This is a genomic window from Mesorhizobium sp. M1312 (assembly GCF_040318115.1).
Lineage (GTDB): Bacteria > Pseudomonadota > Alphaproteobacteria > Rhizobiales > Rhizobiaceae > Mesorhizobium.
This window is the reverse complement of record NZ_JAMYLQ010000002.1, coordinates 179,166-197,168: the sequence shown is the minus strand read 5'-3', so window position 1 is coordinate 197,168 and position 18,003 is coordinate 179,166. Positions and strand designations below refer to the sequence as shown.

Genomic DNA, 18,003 nt, shown 5'->3' with positions numbered 1-18,003 from the left:
AGGAGATCCTATTTCCAGTTCAGGATTGGATTTCCAGCTCAGGATTGGGCGTCCGCAAACACCGACCAATGAACGAGGCCTTCGACGACCCCAAGGGCGAACTGTTTCTTCGCGCTGTAAATCAGCGGGTTGTCCCGCGCCATGTCAAGCAGTTCAGGAAGGGCATTGGCAACGACAATCCCACGCGCACCCGGCAGGTCGAACATACTGCGATCGTTGTTGGTATCGCCGGCGACGACCACCTCATCCAGGCCGATGCCGAGTTCATTGCAGAGCCAGGCCAGCGCCTGCCCCTTGTCCGCTGAACGCGGCAGGATGTCGAGATCGCGCCCGCTCGAATAGATCATCGTCACCGACAGGCCGGCCTCGGCCAGAGCGCGCTCGATGCTGGCAAGGGCTTCCGGACTTGCGTCGTGCAGGTACCAACTCGATTTGAAGGCGTGTTGATAGCCGTCGGGTTGGCGGACGGTGTCTTCGAGCGATCCGAGCACCGCATCGACCTTTTCAAGAGACCAGCCTTCCGAAAATCTCTGGGTAAAATGCCCGAGACGAGAGGTGTGTCGCGGGCCGGTGAGCATCGTACCGACACCGCCGATCACGTAGTCCGGCGCCGGCAGGCCGACTCCGTCGACGAAGTTCAAAATGTCGTCGGCCAGACGACCGCTGTTGTAGACGAGAACCGGCCGGTGCTCGGGGTCGAGCGCTTCCCATTTGGAACGAAAGCGTGACGTCGCCGGCGGATCGCCTGCCAGGGTCCCGTCGAGATCGCTCGATAGAAGCGCGATCGGTTTCAATCGCCGTCGTTCCACGGCTCGTCCCAGTCATGGTCGTCGACCGCCTTCAGCACCGGACGTCCTTCGACAAGGCTGACAAGCTGCTGCGCGATACCTGTCCAGGTGAACAGGCTGCGCGCCTTGTGCGCACCCATGCGGCCCAGTCGGCCGTAGAGGCGCGAGTGCTTCATAGGTTTGACGATCGTGATGCCGAGGTCTTCCTTGTCGAAAGGATCGCCAAAAAGCGCATGCCGGCCATAGCTGATCCCGCGATAGAGGCCGCCATGGATCGTAACCACGGTCGGCGTCCCGCAGGCCATTGCCTCGATCGCGGTCATGCCGAACGGCTCGTAGCGGCTCGACAGGACGAACATGTCCGCCGCCCGATAGGTGTCGGCCAGATCCTCGTCGGCAACATAGCCTGAGAAGACGACACGATCCTGCAAGCCTAGCTGTTCAACCTGTTCCTTGAGCTGGTTCAGGATTTTCTGTTCCTGCTCGTCCATGTTCTCGCCGCCGACAGCAAGTCTCAGGACCGCATCAGGCACACGCGGCGCCACCACGGAAAATGCATCGATCAGCAGGTCGTAGCCCTTGTTGGTGGCGAGCCGGCCGAGCGCCAGGATCGTTCGCCCTTCGAAGCCGAGCCGATGGCGGATCAACCGGCGAGACGCCTCGCTGACAGGGAAGAACCGGTTGTCGTCGTAACCGGGCGGGATCATGTGCACGCGGTCGCGCTCGAGACTGTAGTCCTCGACCAGCATGTCCACCTGCGGCGGCGTTGTTGCGATCACCATGGCACAGCTTCGATAGATGATCGTCTCGTGCTTTATGCGCTCGGTGAAATTGAACTCGGCCTCGAACGTATCGGCCTTGTCCGGGTAGTCCGTCTTCATCTGGCGCTGCTTCCATATGCCGAGGGAATGCGGCGTATGGATGTGCGGAATATCGAGCGCTTCCGACAGTCGCTGCCCCGCCACGCCCGCATCCCAGTAGTGACTGTTGATGAAGTCATAGGAGAGATTTTCCCGGCGAATCAGGCGCAGCGCGTTTTCACACCACTCGAGAAGGTGGCGGTGGAGATATTCCTTCGGAATAAAATCGGGTCCGCCACAGGCGACACGCAGGACACGAACCCCGTCTGCCACCTCATCGGCAGGAGGCTGGTCTTCAAATCGCCGCGTCCAGATATCGACGGCATAACCCAACTGGGCCAGCTTTTTGGCAAGTTCCAGGACGTAGACCACCTGTCCGCCGGTATCGGCCGCGCCGAGTGGTGGGTTGGCTGCTACGTAGCCGTGGGTTGAAATGAGTGCAATTCGAGGTATCGCCGCATCCGAGTTGACGTCCGGCATCTGTATCCTTCTCTACGATTCTGCACGCCCGCAGTCGAAAGCGTGCGCCAATTCACAACTATAAGGATTCCACCACCCATCCGCAAATTCCGAGCACGCGCTCAGGTCAACGCAATTGACGTGGTGGTAAGGCAAGCCGGTTTTGTCGCATGTTTCGGTCACCGAGTTGCCCGGAATCGACGTTCGATGGTGGTTCGAGGATTTACGGTGTCCAACGGCTGCCATTTCGATCAGTCTGTCATCCCTTGGGCCCATTGATATCTGACCTCGGGGCTGAGCCTACGCTTCCTTGAGTAAAGGGTGCGGCATCAACGTCTGTCCGGCGATCCGGTTGCACCAGCCCTCGCGCCGCGGCGGGGAACGGCGCATTTCGTTTGATATTCCCGCGCGTAGCGTCATAGAGCGGCGGACTCTCAGGTCTAGACGTGCCGCCACCTTATCTTTGTGTTTAGGCATCGGATTTTGCCAAAACCGGTTTCCACTTTTGGGCTCGATGCTCTAGACCTGACAGGCACCTTTTCCGGAATTCTGATAGCGGGAGGCGCTGGTGGAAAGCCAGGACGAACAGACGACCGGCGCCAGGGCCGCTGAGGACAGCCACGCCGACATCTATGGCGAGGACGGCGCCATTCTGTCGTCGTTCCTTGCCGCGACCGGTGCAGCAATTGCCGATCGCGACACGCTGACGCTGAAGCGTGAAGTCGACGACCTGCACCAATCGGAACTCGGCGACCTGCTCGAGGCGCTTCATCCCGAACAGCGCCGCGCGCTGGTCGAATTGTTGGGCGCCGACTTCGACTTTTCCGCGCTGACCGAGGTCGACGAGGCGATCCGCCGCGACATCGTCGACAGTCTGCCCAACGCGCAGATTGCCCAGGGCGTGCAGGACCTCGATTCCGACGACGCGGTCTACATTCTCGAGGATCTCGAAAAGGAAGATCAAGACGAGATCCTGTCGCAACTGCCGTTCACCGAGCGGATCAGGCTGCGCCGCTCGCTCGACTATCCCGAAGAGACCGCCGGCCGCCGCATGCAGACGGAGTTCGTCGCGGTGCCGCCGTTCTGGACGATCGGCCAGACCATCGACTACATGCGCGAGGACCAGAACCTTCCCGACCGCTTCAGCCAGATTTTCGTCATCGATCCGAGCTTCAAGCTGCTCGGCGCCATCGATCTCGACCAGATCCTGCGCACCAAGCGCTCGATCAAGGTCGAAGAGGTCATGCATGAGACCAGGCACGCCATTCCGGCCACGATGGACCAGGAAGAGGCGGCGCGCGAATTCGAACAATACGACCTTCTCTCCGCCGCCGTCGTCGACGAGAACGAGCGGCTGGTCGGCGTGCTGACTATCGACGACGTGGTCGATGTCATCCAGCAGGAAGCAGAGGAGGATCTGCTGCGCATGGGCGGTGTCGGCGACGAAGAACTGTCCGACAGCATCCTTTCGACCTCGCGCTCGCGCGTTCCGTGGCTGCTCGTCAACCTGCTGACGGCGTTCCTGGCGGCCTCGGTGATCGGACTGTTCGACCGCACGATCGAGCACATCGTGGCGCTGGCTGTGCTGATGCCGATCGTCGCGGGCATGGGCGGCAATGCCGGCTCGCAGACCATGACGGTCACGGTGCGGGCGCTGGCGACCAGGGACCTCGACATCTACAATGCCGGCCGCATCATCCGCCGCGAGATGGGGGTGGGCTTCATCAACGGCATCATCTTCGCCATCCTGATCGGCATCGTCGCGGCCGCCTGGTTCCGCGATCCCAACCTGGGCGGCATCATCGCGGCGGCGATGATCATCAACATGTTCGTGGCCGCACTTGCCGGTATCCTGATCCCGTTGCTGCTCGACCGGTTCAAGATCGACCCGGCCGTGGCTTCGGCGGTTTTCGTCACGACGGTCACCGACGTCGTCGGCTTCTTTGCCTTTCTCGGCCTCGCCACATGGTGGTTCGGCGTGCGCTGAGCGACACCCTCTCAATTGACTTTTACGTAAATGCCATGCGAGGTTTTGGAACTGCCTATCGGCCGATTCTGACACGCGTCTGGACGATTGCGAGGCCGCATGGTTGGAACTCGCAGCGTGGCCGGGCATTTGGAGTGATGATGCGGGAATATTATTCGATCACCGAACTGACCCGCGAATTCGATGTTTCGACGCGGACGCTGCGCTTCTACGAGGACGAGGGGCTGGTTCAGCCGGTACGTCGCGGCCGTACGCGGCTGTTTCGCCCGTCGGACCGGCATCTCATCCGCCAGATCATGCGCGGCAAGAGGCTCGGCTTTTCGATCAACGAAATCCGCGAAATCATCCAGATGTACAAAGAGCCGCCCGGGGAGATCGGTCAGCTCAATCTGATGATCAGGCGCATTGAGGAAAAGCGCGAGAATCTGCGCCAGAAGCGCCGCGACCTCGAAGAGACCTTAGCCGAGCTCGACCAGGCCGAGGAATCCTGTGTCGAGCGATTGGTGGAGCTCGGCGTCAACACTTGACCGGCCTTTTTGATAATTCTACTCTGGCGGCCAGCTAGCGTGGTTTTCTGCGCTTCCGGTGCTCACGTACTCAAATGTACGCTCCGCTCCGGTTCTCGAAAACCATGCTATCTGACTCGCCAGAGCGAATTCTGAAAAGACCTTGCCGCACGCCTCAGATCCAGCGCCGCACCCTTTTCGCGTAGTCCCGGTATTTCTTACCGAATTTCGCCGTCAGAACTCTTTCCTCGCCCTCGATCGCCATTTTCTGCGTTGCGAAGGCGGCGATGATCGCCAGCGGCAGGAACCATACGATCCCCGAGACAAGGGCTACGCCGATCATCAGCAGCGTGTTGGCCAGATATATCGGGTTGCGGCTGACGGCGAAGGGGCCTGATGTTACCAGGTGATCCGGCACGGCGTTTGGGTGGAGCGTCGTCTTTGCCCGGATCATGGTGCGGATCGCCGTGAACCAGAGCGCGACGACGCCGAACAATGCCACCCAGCCGGCCGCGAACAGGATGTCGCCCAAAAGGCCACCGATCCACGGCAGCGGATAGAGCAAGCCAAGCGCGATGCTGACGGCGATGGCCGCGACATAGATCAGCGGCGGCCATGGTATGAGCCCCGGTCTCGGCTGCCCCGGTTTCTGTTGATGGTCGGTCATTGTGCTCCTCCCTCCATCAAAGTGCTGTCGGCTTTGGCAGTGCAGGCGCCGGCGAGCTCGTCGAGATGTGCCTTCCATTCCGCAGCCTGGTCGTTGCGGTAGAGTCGATCAAGCGTGGCCTCGCCCTCGAGCGTATCGAGCATGCACACACAATAGCTGGAGCAGAACCCCGTGTCGCGCGATTGCTCGCACGATGTCTGGCATTCTTTCAGGAAGGTGACCTGCCTGGTCTCGATCGGTGCCGGCATGACTTGCGAAAGCAGCCAGACCGAGCCGATCAGTACCGGCTGGTGGATCAGATAGAAGGCGAGGCTGTGCCGGCCGATAAAGACCAGCGGGTTGGTCCAGCGGCCGGGCGTCAGGCCCGCCAGCCGCGTCAGCACGCCGGAAGCGGAGGCGAATTTTGCCGCCGCGATACCCACAAGCACGGCGCCGAACCATGGAAACAGCGGGACATAGTCATTGGAGCGCGGGTTGGTTGCCGACAGGCCGACCCACCACAGGGCCGGATGGTCAAAGATACCGGACCTGAGGTAGAGCGGCGCGGTGATGACGAAAGCTGCGACAACAAGCGTCAGCAGCGCCGGCAGCCGCAGAAAAGCCAGCCCGAGCAGGCTGGCGAGCGCGATCTCGTGCAGGATACCGAAGAAGATAAAACTGTCCGGCGTGGCAAGCCTTGTGGCAGCCGATATGGCGAGCGCCGCCCCGGCGACCATGGCGAAGCGTTTCCAGAAGCCGTTCCAGCGGATCAGTTTGCCATGGGCGAGGAACAGGCTGACGCCGACCAGGAACAGGAAGGTCGAAGCGATGCAGCGCGCGTAGAATTTCCACCAGCCGAAGGCGGTCAGGCCGGGATCGGTGTAGCCGAAGAATTCGAGATCCCAGGTGAAATGGTAGCTCGCCATGGCAAGCAAAGCGATGCCGCGGGCGACGTCGATGGCGATGATGCGCGTGGATCGGTCCTGAATGGTCGGCGTAGAAATGCTCATGGTCTCGCAATCTGATTCAGCACTGCAAGACGACTATCATGGTTGCCCAGGACAAAAGAAGGCGGGCCAAATCCCTTTGATGTTCAGGGCTTGGGTGAAAGCATTGCATGCCGCTCGCGTACCCAGTTGTGGAAGCGAAGCAATTCATATTCCTCGGGCATCAGCACGCCGGCGTTGTGGCGCATCGAGCGCAGGCCTTTCTGGTTGATCTCGCAGATATCGGCGTCTTCCTCCAGCACCTGGCTACCAAAGGCGACGATGTTGTCGATATCCGTCGTCGGATCGGCGATCGCTTCGGGCGAAAAAAGCCATTCGGCGGTCAGTTCGGTCTGCTCCGGTCCAAGCGGCACCAGCCGCACGGTCCTGACATAGTCGACATGGCCGACGATGAACATCGACGGCAGGTTGGTGGCATAGGTCTGCCCGGCGGAACGCTCGGCTGAAGTCAGGTCGGGAAAGACCGGGCCGTGGACGCGCCCGTCGCGCGACCATGTCTCGGCTCCGGCCCGCAGCCCGCCGGAAAACTCCGGGGCATCATTGCCAGCGTGACGGGACCATTCGGGGTCGTCGTGCCGCCCCATCAGACCGCGGCCATAGATCGGCACCAGCCGCGACAGGTCCTTGTGGACGCCTGGGCAATGCAGGCACTCGTTGAAGTTCTCCCAGAAGATCTTCCAGTCGCAGTTCATCACCTTGCGCAGCACATGGCCGGACACCAGCGTTTCCAGCGGCCAGTTGGCGAGATTGCCGGATGCCGGATCGAAGGATGTTTCGGCCGAACCGGCGGCATCTTCCCTGAGATTGATGAAGACGAAACCGCGCCACATCGACAGCGCCACGCGGTAGAGTGGATGATCGGCCTTGTCGAAGCCTTCAGGCAGCGATCTCGACGGCACGCGCACGAGATCGCCGCGCAGCGAATAGGACCAGGCGTGATAGGGGCAAGTGATGAGCCGCGCCTTCAGCCGCCCTTCGCTTTCCCGGCAAAGCTGCGAGCCGCGATGCCGGCAGGTGTTGTGTAAGGCGCGCAGCTCGCCGGTCTCGTCGCGCAGCACGAGGATCTCCTGCGTGCCGACACGGAAGGTCCTGAACGCCAGCGGCTGGGCAAGGTCGACCTCGCGGCAGACGAGCAGCCAGCTTCGATACCAGATGGCGTCGAGATCGCGCTGATAGGCCTCGATGTCCCAGTAGGCCGATGACGGCAGCGTCGGTTCAAGTCGCGTCAAACCGTTATAGGAATCGCGCTTGCTCGGGCTGGGTCGCATGACCGACTTCCTGTGGTGCCCCAGCCGACACCCGGCCGCGAAAATTGTCAATCGCGGGGCCGGCCGGCTGATCTGCCGATACGGCGCATTCGCGCTGGTAGCTGGCGGAATTTGGTTTGCCGGGCGCGACGATTCTGCCTATAGTCGCAGCTGTCGTCGGTTCCGTTTTGGAGCCGCGCATGATCCCGGAACCGGAATCGGTTCCGGAAAGGTCATGCGCAGAGTCTAAGTGTTAGAGCGTCCTTTGTGCGTCCATTCGGACGCACGGCGCTCTAAAGGGAATGCGGTGAGGGCGAATTGTTTGCCCAATGCCGTGGCTGCCCCCGCAACTGTGTGCGGTAGTCCTCTCCATGTGCCACTGAAGAGTTTCTTCGGGAAGGTGGGGAAGGGCGCTGATCCGCGAGCCAGGAGACCTGCCGGCGACAGGAGAACTGACTTCTATGCCCTCGGGTGGAGGGCGAAAGGACAAGACATGAATACCGCTTCCGTCTCGCTCGGCGCTTCCGTCTCCTCGCAGTCGCGCTTCATGCAGCTGGCGCTTGCTGCATTTCTCGGCATTTTCGTCATGGGCTTTGTCGGCTTCTCGCATATCGATGCGGTCCACAATGCCGCTCACGACTATCGCCATTCGATGGCGTTCCCCTGCCACTGACGAGAGGCTGACATCATGACACTGTTTCGCAACGTCGTGTTCATCGCGGCGATCGCAGGGCTAGTGGCTGGCGTCGTTCTCGCCTGCATGCAGGCCTACGCCACGGTGCCGCTCATCCTCAAGGCGGAAGTTTACGAACAGGCCGGCGGCGGCCACACGCATGACCATGCCGCCGCACCGGCAGCGCCAGACACCAATGCCATGAGCACCGCCGCATCGGCAGAAAATGCCATGAGCAGCGCCGCACCGATGCCGGCTGAAGCAGCCACCGAGGAAGACGAAGGCTGGGCGCCAGCCGATGGCTTCGAGCGCTTCGCTTTCAATGTCGTTGCGAATGTCGTCACCGGCATCGGCTTTGCGCTGATCCTGGTCGCCGCTTCGGAGTTCGCCGGCGGCATCGGCAATTGGCGTCAGGGCGTGTTCTGGGGCCTTGCCGGCTTTGCGGTGTTCACGCTGGCACCGAATCTTGGCCTGCCGCCCGAACTGCCGGCAATGCCGGCGGCCGATCTCACCCAGCGCCAGATCTGGTGGATGGCGACGGTGGTGGCGACGGCGGCCGGCCTCGGCCTGCTTGCCTTCCGCAAGTCGCTGCCGCTGGCGCTGATTGCCGTAGCGTTGATCGTGGCGCCGCATATCGTCGGCGCGCCGCAGCCCGACAGTTTCGAGTCGCCGATCCCGGAAGGCCTGCACCACCAGTTCGTGGTGGCGGTGACGCTGACCAATCTGGTGTTCTGGCTGGCGCTCGGCGCGGTCGTCGGCGTGGTGCGCGGCCGCTTGACCGGCACGACGACCGGCCTGCGCGACAGCTTTGCCTGATCGCGTTGCTTCCGGCGGGACGCTGACCCTAGTCATCGGCGGTGCGCGCTCCGGCAAGAGCGCGCATGCCGAAAGATTGGTGACGGCCTGTCCGGCGCCGTGGACCTATATCGCCACGGCGCAAGCCTATGACGGCGAGATGCGCGAGCGTATCGCGCTGCACCGGTCGCGGCGCGGCGAGGGCTGGACGACCATCGACGCGCCGCTCGATCTCGTCGGTGCGATCGAGACGCTGCCTGCCGACCGGCCTGTCCTGATCGACTGCCTGACTTTGTGGCTGACCAACCATATGCTGGCCGAAGATGACGTTGAGGCTGAATGCCGAGGGCTGGTGGATTTGCTGTCGCGGCCGCGCGGGCCGTGGTTCGTGGTTTCCAACGAGGTCGGCCAGGGCATTGTGCCGGACAATGCGTTGGCTCGCCGGTTTCGCGATGCCGCCGGCCGGCTCAACCAGCAAGTTGCGGCAGTGTCCGATACGGTGCTGCTGATGGTGGCGGGGCTGCCTCTCAAGGTGAAGTGACATGGCTGATACTATCGATCCCAAGGACGAGGAACGCCACCGCGCCAAGATGGCCAAGCGCAAGGCGGTGCAGGACGCCGAGGTCGCGGCAAAGACGGTCGAGAAGGGGCTGCTGATCGTCAACACCGGGCCCGGCAAGGGCAAGACCACTGCCGCCTTCGGGCTGGCGCTGAGGATGATCGGCTACGGTAAGCGCGTCGGCGTTGTCCAGTTCATCAAGGGCAAATGGCACACCGGCGAGAAGGACGCCTTTGCCGCTTTCGGCGATCGGGTCGTCTGGCACACGATGGGCGAGGGCTTCACCTGGGAAACCCAGGATCTGAAGCGCGACATCGCGGCAGCCGAGGCGGCCTGGGCCAAGGTGCTAGAGCTGATGGCCGATCCATCGATCAGCCTTCTGGTGCTCGACGAGTTGAACATCGCGCTGCGATACGACTACCTCGATCTGGAGATGGTGATAGCGGCGCTGAAAGGGCGCCGCGAAAACCTGCATGTCGTCGTCACCGGCCGCAACGCCAAGCCGGCGCTGGTCGATGCCGCCGATCTGGTCACCGAGATGGGCGTGACCAAGCATCACTTTTCCGCCGGCGTGAAGGCACAGCAAGGCATAGAGTTCTGAGAGGTTTTGCCCGCGCGCTGGGGTAGCGCAATGGCTTCAGACAAAGATAACCTCCAACTCATGTTGGAATGACCAATTGTCGATGTCGGCGCTGCCCCTCATCCGCCTGCCGGCACCTTCTCCCCGTATAGCGACGGGGAGAAGGGGCTTGTCGCGACCCTCGGCACCCTTTCTGCAACGCTGGAGATTGGCGAAATCCTTTGCGAAGGCGTTCTTCTCCCCGTCACTATACGGGGAGAAGTGCCCGGCAGGGCGATGAGGGGCAGCGCAAACCTGAAGCGATTGGCCACGTCGTGGCCCGAAATCAATTGCTTTGTGACGGCAGTTATGCTAGGAATTTATTCATGGTGCAGATTCGCGCCAGCGACCCGCCTTTGAGGCGGGTTTATGTTTTAGCCGATCTCGACCGGATTAAACGTCACGCAGCGATGACGATCACCGACAGCAAGCCGAACAGCGCGATCAGCAGAAAGTCGGCGACTCGGTAGAGTTTCAGCGCCCGCCTGATGTCCATGCTCTCGACATCGCGGCGGCCGCCTTCGCCCATGAACGCGTCGTCGACCATGACGCCGTCATAGGAACGCGGGCCAGCGAGCGCCAGGCCGAGCGCGCCGGCCATCGCGGCCTCCGGCCAGCCGGCATTGGGCGAGCGGTGCTTTTTCGCGTCTCGCTGCACGGTGCGCCAGGCATTGCCGGCATCGGCGCCTTTGACGAGGAAGGCGGCGAGCACGATGAGCAGCGCGGTCAGCCGCGACGCCGGCAGGTTGATCAGATCGTCGAAGCGCGCTGCTGCCCGGCCGAAAGCCTCGTGGCGCGGCGTGCGGTGGCCGATCATCGAATCAGCGGTATTGGCGGCCTTGTAAGCGACGCCGCCGGCCAGCCCGCCGACGCCGATCCAGAAGACGGGTGCGACGACGCCGTCGGAAAAATTCTCTGCCAGGCTTTCGATCGCCGCGCGGCAGACGCCGGGTCTGTCGAGCTTTTCTGGGTCGCGGCCGACGATCCGCGAGACGGCAACACGGCCGATGTCGAGTCCACCATTGTCGAGCCCGTCGGCGACCGCCTCGACATGCTCGGCCAGGCTCTTCTGTGACAGCAGCGATGTCGCCAAAATCGCCGTGAGGATCAATCCGGCCGGAATGCCCGCAAGCGTGGTTTCCACCGCGAACGCGATGGTGGCCGGCACCAGCACGATGATCAGCAGCGCCTCAACGCCGCGCCGCCGACGGACGGCGTCGGAATCGGTGGCGCGGTTGAGCCTGCGGTCGAGAAAGGATATCAGCCTGCCAAACCAGGTGACGGGATGGCCGATGGCGCCGAACAGCCAGGCCGGGTAGCCGACGGCGAATTCAATAACCAGTGACAGGAAAGCGGTCAGGATCGACATGAAGTCTCTTGATGGAACGGCGGCAGTGGTGGATCACGGCGGAAGCCTTGGCCGGGCGAGGACGCTTTTCCCCCGCGCGCCACAACCCTTCGTCGACCTCTCGACCGGTATCAATCCGCACTCCTATCCGTTTTTCGATCTGCCCGCCACCGCCCTGTCCAGATTGCCGGAAGCTGCGCGGGTCCGTGATCTGGCCGACATCGCGGCAAGCGCCTATGGCGCGCCATCGGCAGCGAATGTGGTGGCGGCGCCCGGCACGCAGATCCTGTTGCCGCGCGTCGCCTCGCTTGTGAGCCCCGGCAAGGCGCTGGTGCTCGGGCCGACCTATGCCGAACATCAGCGGGCAGCGGCGATCGCCGGCCATGCTGTGACGGAGGTCGATGATTTCGGGGTCCTGGCAGGGGCCGACCTCGCCATCGTCGTCAATCCCAACAATCCGGACGGGCGTATTGTCGAGCGCGAGAGGCTGCTTGAGCTTGCCAAAAAATTGCGCGCCAGAGGCGGGTTGCTGGTCGTCGACGAGGCGTTCATGGATGTCGGCCCGCTTGGCGAGAGCCTGACCGGCGATGTCGAGCAAGGCGGCATCGTCGTACTGCGTTCCTTCGGCAAGTTCTTTGGCCTCGCCGGCCTGCGGCTCGGCTTTGCACTGGCCGACGCGCTGACGGTCGAACGGCTCGAGGCGCAGTTCGGGCCATGGGCGGTCGCCGGCCCGGCGCTCGAATACGGTATCCGCGCGCTTGCCGACAGCAGCTGGCAGGCCGAGATGCGGCGGCGTTTGGCCGAGGATGCAGCGCGGCTCGATGCGCTGTTCGGCCGCTTCGGCGTCCCGGTCGCCGGCGGCACCACGCTGTTTCGCTATATCAGGCTGGCAGCCGCCGCCGGCCTGTTTTCGGTGCTTGGCGAGCGCGGCATCCTGCTTCGCCATTTTTCCGGCCGGCCGCATCTGCTGCGCGCCGGGCTGCCGGGCCCGGACGAGGAATGGCAGCGGCTCGAATCGGCTCTTGCCGACTGGGCGCAACAGCGCGACGATGACGCCTAGAGCGCGTCGCATTTGAACAGATTCATGCGACGCGCTTTAAGTTCTTTTTTTATGCATGTCGTTATTGCAAAACCGCTGCGCACTTTTGCGCGACATGCATTAGGGAGATCAAGCAATGATCCATGTCTGTTCGCTGTCGAAGGTCGAGGAAACGGTCGCAAAAACCGGCGCCGAGCGGCTGCTTTCCCTGCTAGCTGCCGGCACCGAGGTGACACGGCCGGCGTCGATCGCCCAGGAGAACCATCTGCATCTGGTCATGCACGACATTGCTGTCGCGCAAGAGGGCATGACCATGCCGGGCGAGGAGCATGTCCGCGACCTGCTCGATTTCGCGCGGCAATGGGGCCGTACAAGGCCGCTGGTCGTGCATTGCTATGCCGGTATCAGCCGGTCGACCGCCTCGGCCTACATCATTGCGGCGGCATTGGCGCCGAAGCGCTGCGAGGTCGAATTGGCTGAGACGCTGCGCGCGCTGTCGCCGACGGCAACACCCAACCCGCGGCTGATCGCGGTCGCCGACGCGCTGCTTGACCGCAACGGCCGCATGACCCGTGCGATCCAGGCGATCGGGCGCGGCGCGGAGGCCTTCGAAGGCACACCGTTTGCGTTGAAGATCGACGCCTGATTCCTAGTCTTGAGGAGGGTTGTTTGAGCCATCAAGCCACCAAGCAACCTAATCGTGCTGTGATCGCTGCAGGTATTGGCGACGTCGGCGCTGCCCTCATCTGCCTGCCGGCATCTTCTCCCCGTATAGTGACGGGGAGAACGGGCTGGCAGCAACGCTGGCCCCTTTCGTCAACGCTGGCGATTGGCGAAACCGTCGATGATAGCGTCCCTCGCCCCGTTTACGGGGAGAGGATGCCGGCAGGCAGGTGAGGGGCGGCGCGGCGCTGGCGGAGAGCCTCCTAGGCCAGCCAGTCGGCCAGCTTCGCCTTGCGCACATCTTTCAAGAGGCTGATGAAGCCGTCGGCCTGATGGTTGGCGGTCAGCCGGCCCTTTTCGGCCGTTGCAATGCTGGCGTCGCCGACCACGCCGTTCGGGTTGAGATCGGTGGCGATCCAGGCGAAGGCGTGCGTTCCGGTGTGGCGCAGCAGCGAAAATTCCGTTTCGGCGCGGGCGACGTTGGACACGAAATTGTCGGCCTTTGCCATGTCGACGAGATCAGGCCGGAAATGCAGCATCAGCGAGGTCTCGACATCGCCGCCATGGATCCCCTGGCGGTCCTCAAGCTCGGTATACATACCGGCCGGCCGGCCAAAGCGCTGCCAGCTCGTCTTCACCGCCAGCATCTTTGCACGCACGCGCAATTCTCGCGTCATGATGCCCATGATCTCCTCGTTGCCACCATGCGAGTTGACGACGATCAGTTTCCTTAACCCGGCCCGCGCGATAGACAGGCCAAGCTCCGTCCACGCCTCGATCAAGGTCGCCGCCGGTAGAGTGAGGGTTCCCGGCGCATGCAGGTGTTCATTCGACTTGCCCACTGCCTGGACCGGCAGGATGCGGATGTCGAGATCGCCGGGCAGGCGGGCGATCACCGTTTCGAGCATGCCGGTCATGATCGAAGTATCGGTCGAAACCGGCAGATGCGGCCCGTGCTGTTCGATCGCCGCCACCGGCAGAACCGCGATCGTCGCCTCCGGATCGATGGTGGCGTATTCGGTGGTCCGGTAATCGCCCCACCACACGCGTCTCTGAACCAGTGCTGGCGCCGGGCTGACATCATGCGGTTCGGTAATGTTTGGCAAACCGTTTTTTCGAGCTAACTCATTGAGCCTCAGTAGAGTCCTGCCATTCGGACTGTTTTTTCCAACACCCCACTTCGAAATAGTGGATTGGTCAACGCCAATTAGTTCTGCGAATGCCGATTGGTTCAGCCCCAAGGCTCTGCGCAGACGGAGAATTTGCGCTGCAAGATCGATCATTGATTTCCCACGCTGGCGGCCATACACGTTTAAACAACGATAGGCGAAAACGCCTAATCAAAAATTACCCTGCCGCGATGACCTCGATCTCGACCTTGAATTCCGGCCGCGCAAAACCGGATACGATCATCACCGTCGAAGCCGGTGCCGGGCTGGTGAACAGCCGGTCGCGGACGTCCATGTAGGGCCGCAGGAAGGCGCGGTCGGTGACATAGGCGTTGATGCGGACGATGTCGGAAAGTCCAAGCCCGGCGTCGCCGAGAATCGCTGATATATTCTGAAAACAGAGTTCCGCCTGTGCGCCCGCATCCTCAGGGATCTGATCGTCCGCAGTGATGGCGACCTGGCCCGAACACAGCACCAGCCTCTTGCCGGGAGGCACCTCGATGCCATGACTGTAGCGGGCGAAGGGCGGCTTGATCGACTTCGGCGCCAGGAATTTGAACATGAAAATCTCCAATCTGATGTCCAGCCTAAAGCCGGATTGGCGGCCCGTTCAAGATGCAGTGCATACTATCAGGGCGATTGTGGACAGGCGTTCAAAAAATAGGCACGATGCCTCCGGTACAGCATGACCGTCCGGCCTTCGTGCACCACCGTTGCGCAGGCGGGCGGCCTCGGTGATGGCATGTGTCTTGCTTCTTGAATCGATGGTGTCGAGCCCGGTGCGTGGCGCGCCGGAGTCAGCAGAGGGTGGTGTGGATGGACGGAAAACTTAAGATTTCGGTGGGCGCGATCGTGCTGCTTGCCGCAAGCACGCTGAGCGCGGCAGCAAATGAAAAAGTCACTTTCGGCACCAACTGGCTCGCCCAAGCCGAGCACGGCGGCTACTATCAGGCGGCCGCTGATGGCACCTATGCCGCTTGCGGGCTCGATGTAACGATCATGCAAGGTGGCCCGCAGGTCAGCGGTCGGCCGCTGCTGCTCGCCGGCAAGATCGACTTCTACATGGGCGGCAACATGCTGCAGGCCTTCGACGCCGTTCAGCAGGAGATTCCGCTGCGAGTGGTCGCCGCCTCCTTCCAGAAAGAGCCGCAGGTGATCATGTCCCATCCGGGTCAGGGGCTCGACAAATGGGAGGATTTGAAGAACGCGGACCAGTACATCATCGGCGACGAAGGGGCGCAGAGCTTCTTCCAATGGATGATCACGGAATTCGGCTTCGATCCGGCCAAGCGCGTGCCCTACACGTTCAACCCCGCACCTTTCATCGCCAACAAGAAGTCGATCCAACAGGGTTACGTGACCTCGGAGCCCTTCGCCGTCGCCAAGGAAGGCGGCTTCCAGCCCAATCTGTTCCTGCTTGCCGACTACGGCTTCGACACCTATGCGACGACGATCGAGACCATGCAGGCCACGATCGATAAGCGGCCGGAGGTGGTTCAGTGCTTCGTCGATGGCTCGGCCAAGGGTTGGTACAATTATCTCTACGGCGACAACGCTGCCGCCAACGCGGCGATCAAGAAGGACAACCCCGACATCAGCGACGAGCAGATCGCGTTTTCGATCGAGCAGATGAAGAAATTCGGCATCGTCGATTCCGGCGATACGGAAAAACTCGGCATCGGTGCGATGACAGACGCGCGCATCCAGAGCTTCTACGACAAGATGGTCAAGGCCAAGGTCGTGCCGGCCGGCGTCGACATCAAGAAGTCCTACACGCTGGCCTTCGTCAACAAAGGCGTCGGGATCGACCTGAAGAAATAGCACCCGGGCATGATGCAAGAGAAAGTGGCGCAAGCGCCGGCAAGCGCATCGGGCAAAGGTCCGATGCTGCTGGCGCTGCGTGGTGTCGGCAAGGTCTTTTCCAACGGCGTGACAGCGCTCAGCGACGTCGACCTGACGATCCGGGAAGGCGACTTTCTCAGCCTTCTCGGCCCGTCCGGCTGCGGCAAGTCGACGGCCTTGCGCGTCATTGCGGGTCTTGCCACGCCGACCTCCGGCGTACTCGACTGGCGCGGCAGCAGCTCTGTCGACCGCTCGAATATCGGCTTCGTCTTCCAGGAGCCGACGCTGCTGCCCTGGGCCGATGTCTTCGACAATGTCTGGCTGCCGCTGCGGCTGAAGGGCGTGTCGCGGGCCAAGGCTGCGCCTGTCGTGATGGAGATGCTGGCGCGGGTCCACCTGACCGGGTTCGAGAATGCCGTGCCGCGCGAGCTGTCCGGCGGCATGAAGATGCGCGTCTCGATCGCCCGCGCCATGGTGACCAAGCCGCGTATTCTGCTGATGGACGAGCCGTTCGCGGCGCTGGACGAGATCACCCGCTTCAAGCTCAACAACGATCTTCTGGAACTGTGGCAGGACGAGCGTTTTACCGTCGTCTTCGTCACCCATAGCGTCTTCGAAAGCGTTTTCCTCTCCAACCGCGTCGTCGTCATGGCGGCGCGACCGGGCCGGGTGTTCAAAGAACTGGCCATCGATGCGCCCTACCCGCGCAACGAGACCTTCCGTACCTCGCCCGACTATGCCGCGCTCTGCCGCCAGGCATCCGACGTGCTGATCGGCGCCATCAACTCAACTGCCGGACCGCATCATGACGGCCATTGAAGAACACGCGCTGAAGCTCGACCCCGAGGAGGCGCGTCGCGTGCGCCAGGAACGGCTCGAGCAAATCGGCCGATGGCTGCTGCCGCTGGCGATCATGATCCTGGCGATCTGGCTGTGGGACCGCATCTGCGTCTGGAACGACATCCCGAAATATATCCTGCCGCGCCCCGGTGTGGTGTTGCAAACGCTGTTCGACGATGCGGGGCTGCTGTTCTCCTCGCTGCTGGTGACGCTCAAGATCACCTTCCTCAGCCTGCTTCTGGCCGTCGTCGGCGGTGTCGGGCTGGCGGTGCTGTTCGCGCAATCGAAGTGGGTAGAGATGTCGTTCTTCCCGTTTGCCATCGTGCTGCAGGTGACGCCGATCGTCGCGGTCTTCCCGCTGATCAACATCTATGTCGACAACCAGACGACGAAGCTTTTGCTTTGTGCCTGGATCGTCGCCTTCTTTCCGATCCTATCCAACACCACGCTCGGTCTCAACTCGGTCGACCGCAATCTGCGCGACATGTTCAGGCTCAACGGCGCGACCCGCTGGCAACAATTGCGCTACCTGCGCCTGCCGGCGGCGATGCCGTATTTCCTCGGCGGGCTGAAGATCGCAGGCGGCCTGTCGCTGATCGGCGCGGTGGTGGCGGAGTTCGTCGCCGGGGCCCAGGGACAGTCGTCGGGGCTGGCCTCGCGCATCATCGAGGCCGGCTACCGGCTCAACGCACCGCGGCTGTTCGCGGCGCTGATCCTGATTTCGTTCACCGGCATTCTGATCTTCCTGGTGCTGTCGTTGATGTCGCACCTCATTCTGCGCCGCTGGCACGAGAGCGCGCTGAAGCAGGAGCGATGACGGTGCTGTGTGTTCAAGGTAAAAGCTGCCGGTCGCCAACCCCTGCGTTAGCGCTGCCCCTCATCGCCCTGCCGGGCACTTCCCCCCGTATAGAGACGGGGAGAAGGACGCCTTCATCGACGGTTTCGCCAATCACCGG

The 18,003-nt window shown here is 62.4% G+C and carries 19 protein-coding genes, 1 pseudogene and 1 riboswitch; of the genes and pseudogenes, 11 read left to right on the top strand and 9 right to left on the bottom strand.

Annotation, left to right across the window (positions count from 1 at the left end):
* Nucleotides 1–38 precede the first annotated feature (38 nt).
* Both NKH36_RS03650 and NKH36_RS03645 read right to left on the bottom strand, forming a co-directional pair.
* On the bottom strand, nucleotides 39–794 hold the full coding sequence (locus NKH36_RS03650) for an HAD-IIB family hydrolase (protein WP_352960120.1): 756 nt from the start codon (nucleotides 792–794) through the stop codon (nucleotides 39–41).
* Entirely contained in the window at nucleotides 791–2,128 is a 1,338-nt protein-coding gene (locus tag NKH36_RS03645; protein ID WP_352960118.1) for a glycosyltransferase, read from the bottom strand. Before NKH36_RS03645 ends, NKH36_RS03650 begins: the two co-directional genes overlap by 4 nt.
* Before the next feature lie 547 nt (nucleotides 2,129–2,675).
* Here NKH36_RS03645 and mgtE point away from each other — a divergent pair.
* On the top strand, nucleotides 2,676–4,094 hold the full coding sequence (mgtE, locus tag NKH36_RS03640; RefSeq protein WP_352960116.1) for a magnesium transporter: 1,419 nt from the start codon (nucleotides 2,676–2,678) through the stop codon (nucleotides 4,092–4,094).
* Between the two features lie 140 nt (nucleotides 4,095–4,234).
* On the top strand, nucleotides 4,235–4,621 hold the full coding sequence (locus NKH36_RS03635; protein ID WP_352960114.1) for a MerR family transcriptional regulator: 387 nt from the start codon (nucleotides 4,235–4,237) through the stop codon (nucleotides 4,619–4,621).
* 154 nt (nucleotides 4,622–4,775) lie between these two features.
* Here NKH36_RS03635 and NKH36_RS03630 read toward each other — a convergent pair whose 3' ends face one another.
* The 3 genes from NKH36_RS03630 to NKH36_RS03620 form a co-directional block, all read right to left on the bottom strand.
* Nucleotides 4,776–5,267 (bottom strand): methyltransferase family protein, encoded by a 492-nt coding sequence (locus tag NKH36_RS03630; RefSeq protein WP_352960112.1) that lies wholly within the window; start codon nucleotides 5,265–5,267, stop codon nucleotides 4,776–4,778.
* Nucleotides 5,264–6,256, bottom strand: coding sequence for an acetyltransferase domain-containing protein (locus tag NKH36_RS03625; RefSeq protein WP_352960110.1), 993 nt, complete (start codon nucleotides 6,254–6,256; stop codon nucleotides 5,264–5,266). The genes NKH36_RS03630 and NKH36_RS03625 overlap by 4 nt, the downstream gene beginning before the upstream one ends.
* Nucleotides 6,257–6,339: 83 nt before the next feature.
* Nucleotides 6,340–7,521, bottom strand: coding sequence for an aromatic ring-hydroxylating oxygenase subunit alpha (locus NKH36_RS03620; protein WP_352960108.1), 1,182 nt, complete (start codon nucleotides 7,519–7,521; stop codon nucleotides 6,340–6,342).
* Nucleotides 7,522–7,753: 232 nt separating this feature from the next.
* Nucleotides 7,754–7,956, top strand: a riboswitch (cobalamin riboswitch).
* A gap of 37 nt (nucleotides 7,957–7,993) precedes the next feature.
* Between NKH36_RS03620 and NKH36_RS03615 the strand changes: the two genes are divergently transcribed.
* The 4 genes from NKH36_RS03615 to cobO are packed head-to-tail and all read left to right on the top strand — an operon-like array spanning nucleotide 7,994 to nucleotide 10,128.
* Nucleotides 7,994–8,173, top strand: a complete 180-nt coding sequence (locus NKH36_RS03615) for a CbtB domain-containing protein (protein WP_091575531.1) — start codon at nucleotides 7,994–7,996, stop codon at nucleotides 8,171–8,173.
* A gap of 15 nt (nucleotides 8,174–8,188) precedes the next feature.
* The gene (locus NKH36_RS03610) at nucleotides 8,189–8,989 is read left to right on the top strand and encodes a CbtA family protein (RefSeq protein WP_352960105.1); all 801 of its coding nucleotides are present in this window, start codon (nucleotides 8,189–8,191) and stop codon (nucleotides 8,987–8,989) included.
* Nucleotides 8,990–9,011: 22 nt separating this feature from the next.
* Nucleotides 9,012–9,509, top strand: coding sequence for a bifunctional adenosylcobinamide kinase/adenosylcobinamide-phosphate guanylyltransferase (cobU, locus tag NKH36_RS03605; RefSeq protein WP_502911966.1), 498 nt, complete (start codon nucleotides 9,012–9,014; stop codon nucleotides 9,507–9,509).
* Between the two features lies 1 nt (nucleotide 9,510).
* A complete protein-coding gene (cobO, locus tag NKH36_RS03600) occupies nucleotides 9,511–10,128 on the top strand; it encodes a cob(I)yrinic acid a,c-diamide adenosyltransferase (RefSeq protein ID WP_352960101.1) in 618 nt (205 codons plus the stop codon).
* A 418-nt stretch (nucleotides 10,129–10,546) separates the two neighbouring features.
* Here the strand turns inward: cobO and cbiB are convergent, their stop codons facing one another.
* A complete protein-coding gene (gene cbiB / locus NKH36_RS03595) occupies nucleotides 10,547–11,515 on the bottom strand; it encodes an adenosylcobinamide-phosphate synthase CbiB (RefSeq protein ID WP_352960099.1) in 969 nt (322 codons plus the stop codon).
* Here cbiB and cobD point away from each other — a divergent pair.
* Both cobD and NKH36_RS03585 read left to right on the top strand, forming a co-directional pair.
* On the top strand, nucleotides 11,514–12,554 hold the full coding sequence (cobD, locus tag NKH36_RS03590) for a threonine-phosphate decarboxylase CobD (RefSeq protein WP_352960097.1): 1,041 nt from the start codon (nucleotides 11,514–11,516) through the stop codon (nucleotides 12,552–12,554). The genes cbiB and cobD overlap by 2 nt on opposite strands.
* Before the next feature lie 115 nt (nucleotides 12,555–12,669).
* Nucleotides 12,670–13,179, top strand: a complete 510-nt coding sequence (locus tag NKH36_RS03585; protein WP_352960095.1) for a tyrosine phosphatase family protein — start codon at nucleotides 12,670–12,672, stop codon at nucleotides 13,177–13,179.
* A 280-nt stretch (nucleotides 13,180–13,459) separates the two neighbouring features.
* Here the strand turns inward: NKH36_RS03585 and NKH36_RS03580 are convergent, their stop codons facing one another.
* From NKH36_RS03580 to NKH36_RS03570, 3 genes and pseudogenes are all read right to left on the bottom strand, one after another.
* A complete protein-coding gene (locus tag NKH36_RS03580; RefSeq protein ID WP_352960637.1) occupies nucleotides 13,460–14,302 on the bottom strand; it encodes a creatininase family protein in 843 nt (280 codons plus the stop codon).
* A 33-nt stretch (nucleotides 14,303–14,335) separates the two neighbouring features.
* Nucleotides 14,336–14,479 (bottom strand): annotated as a pseudogene (locus NKH36_RS03575) (helix-turn-helix domain-containing protein); the annotation flags it as partial.
* Between the two features lie 64 nt (nucleotides 14,480–14,543).
* The gene (locus NKH36_RS03570) at nucleotides 14,544–14,927 is read right to left on the bottom strand and encodes a RidA family protein (RefSeq protein ID WP_352960093.1); all 384 of its coding nucleotides are present in this window, start codon (nucleotides 14,925–14,927) and stop codon (nucleotides 14,544–14,546) included.
* Nucleotides 14,928–15,181: 254 nt separating this feature from the next.
* On the opposite strand from NKH36_RS03570, the gene NKH36_RS03565 reads away from it, so the two are divergent.
* Genes NKH36_RS03565 through NKH36_RS03555 form a run of 3 tightly spaced genes read left to right on the top strand, consistent with a single transcriptional unit; the run spans nucleotide 15,182 to nucleotide 17,864 of the window.
* Nucleotides 15,182–16,186 (top strand): ABC transporter substrate-binding protein, encoded by a 1,005-nt coding sequence (locus NKH36_RS03565; protein WP_352960091.1) that lies wholly within the window; start codon nucleotides 15,182–15,184, stop codon nucleotides 16,184–16,186.
* A gap of 9 nt (nucleotides 16,187–16,195) precedes the next feature.
* The gene (locus NKH36_RS03560; RefSeq protein ID WP_352960089.1) at nucleotides 16,196–17,026 is read left to right on the top strand and encodes an ABC transporter ATP-binding protein; all 831 of its coding nucleotides are present in this window, start codon (nucleotides 16,196–16,198) and stop codon (nucleotides 17,024–17,026) included.
* A complete protein-coding gene (locus NKH36_RS03555) occupies nucleotides 17,013–17,864 on the top strand; it encodes an ABC transporter permease (protein WP_352960087.1) in 852 nt (283 codons plus the stop codon). The genes NKH36_RS03560 and NKH36_RS03555 overlap by 14 nt, the downstream gene beginning before the upstream one ends.
* Nucleotides 17,865–18,003 lie beyond the last annotated feature (139 nt).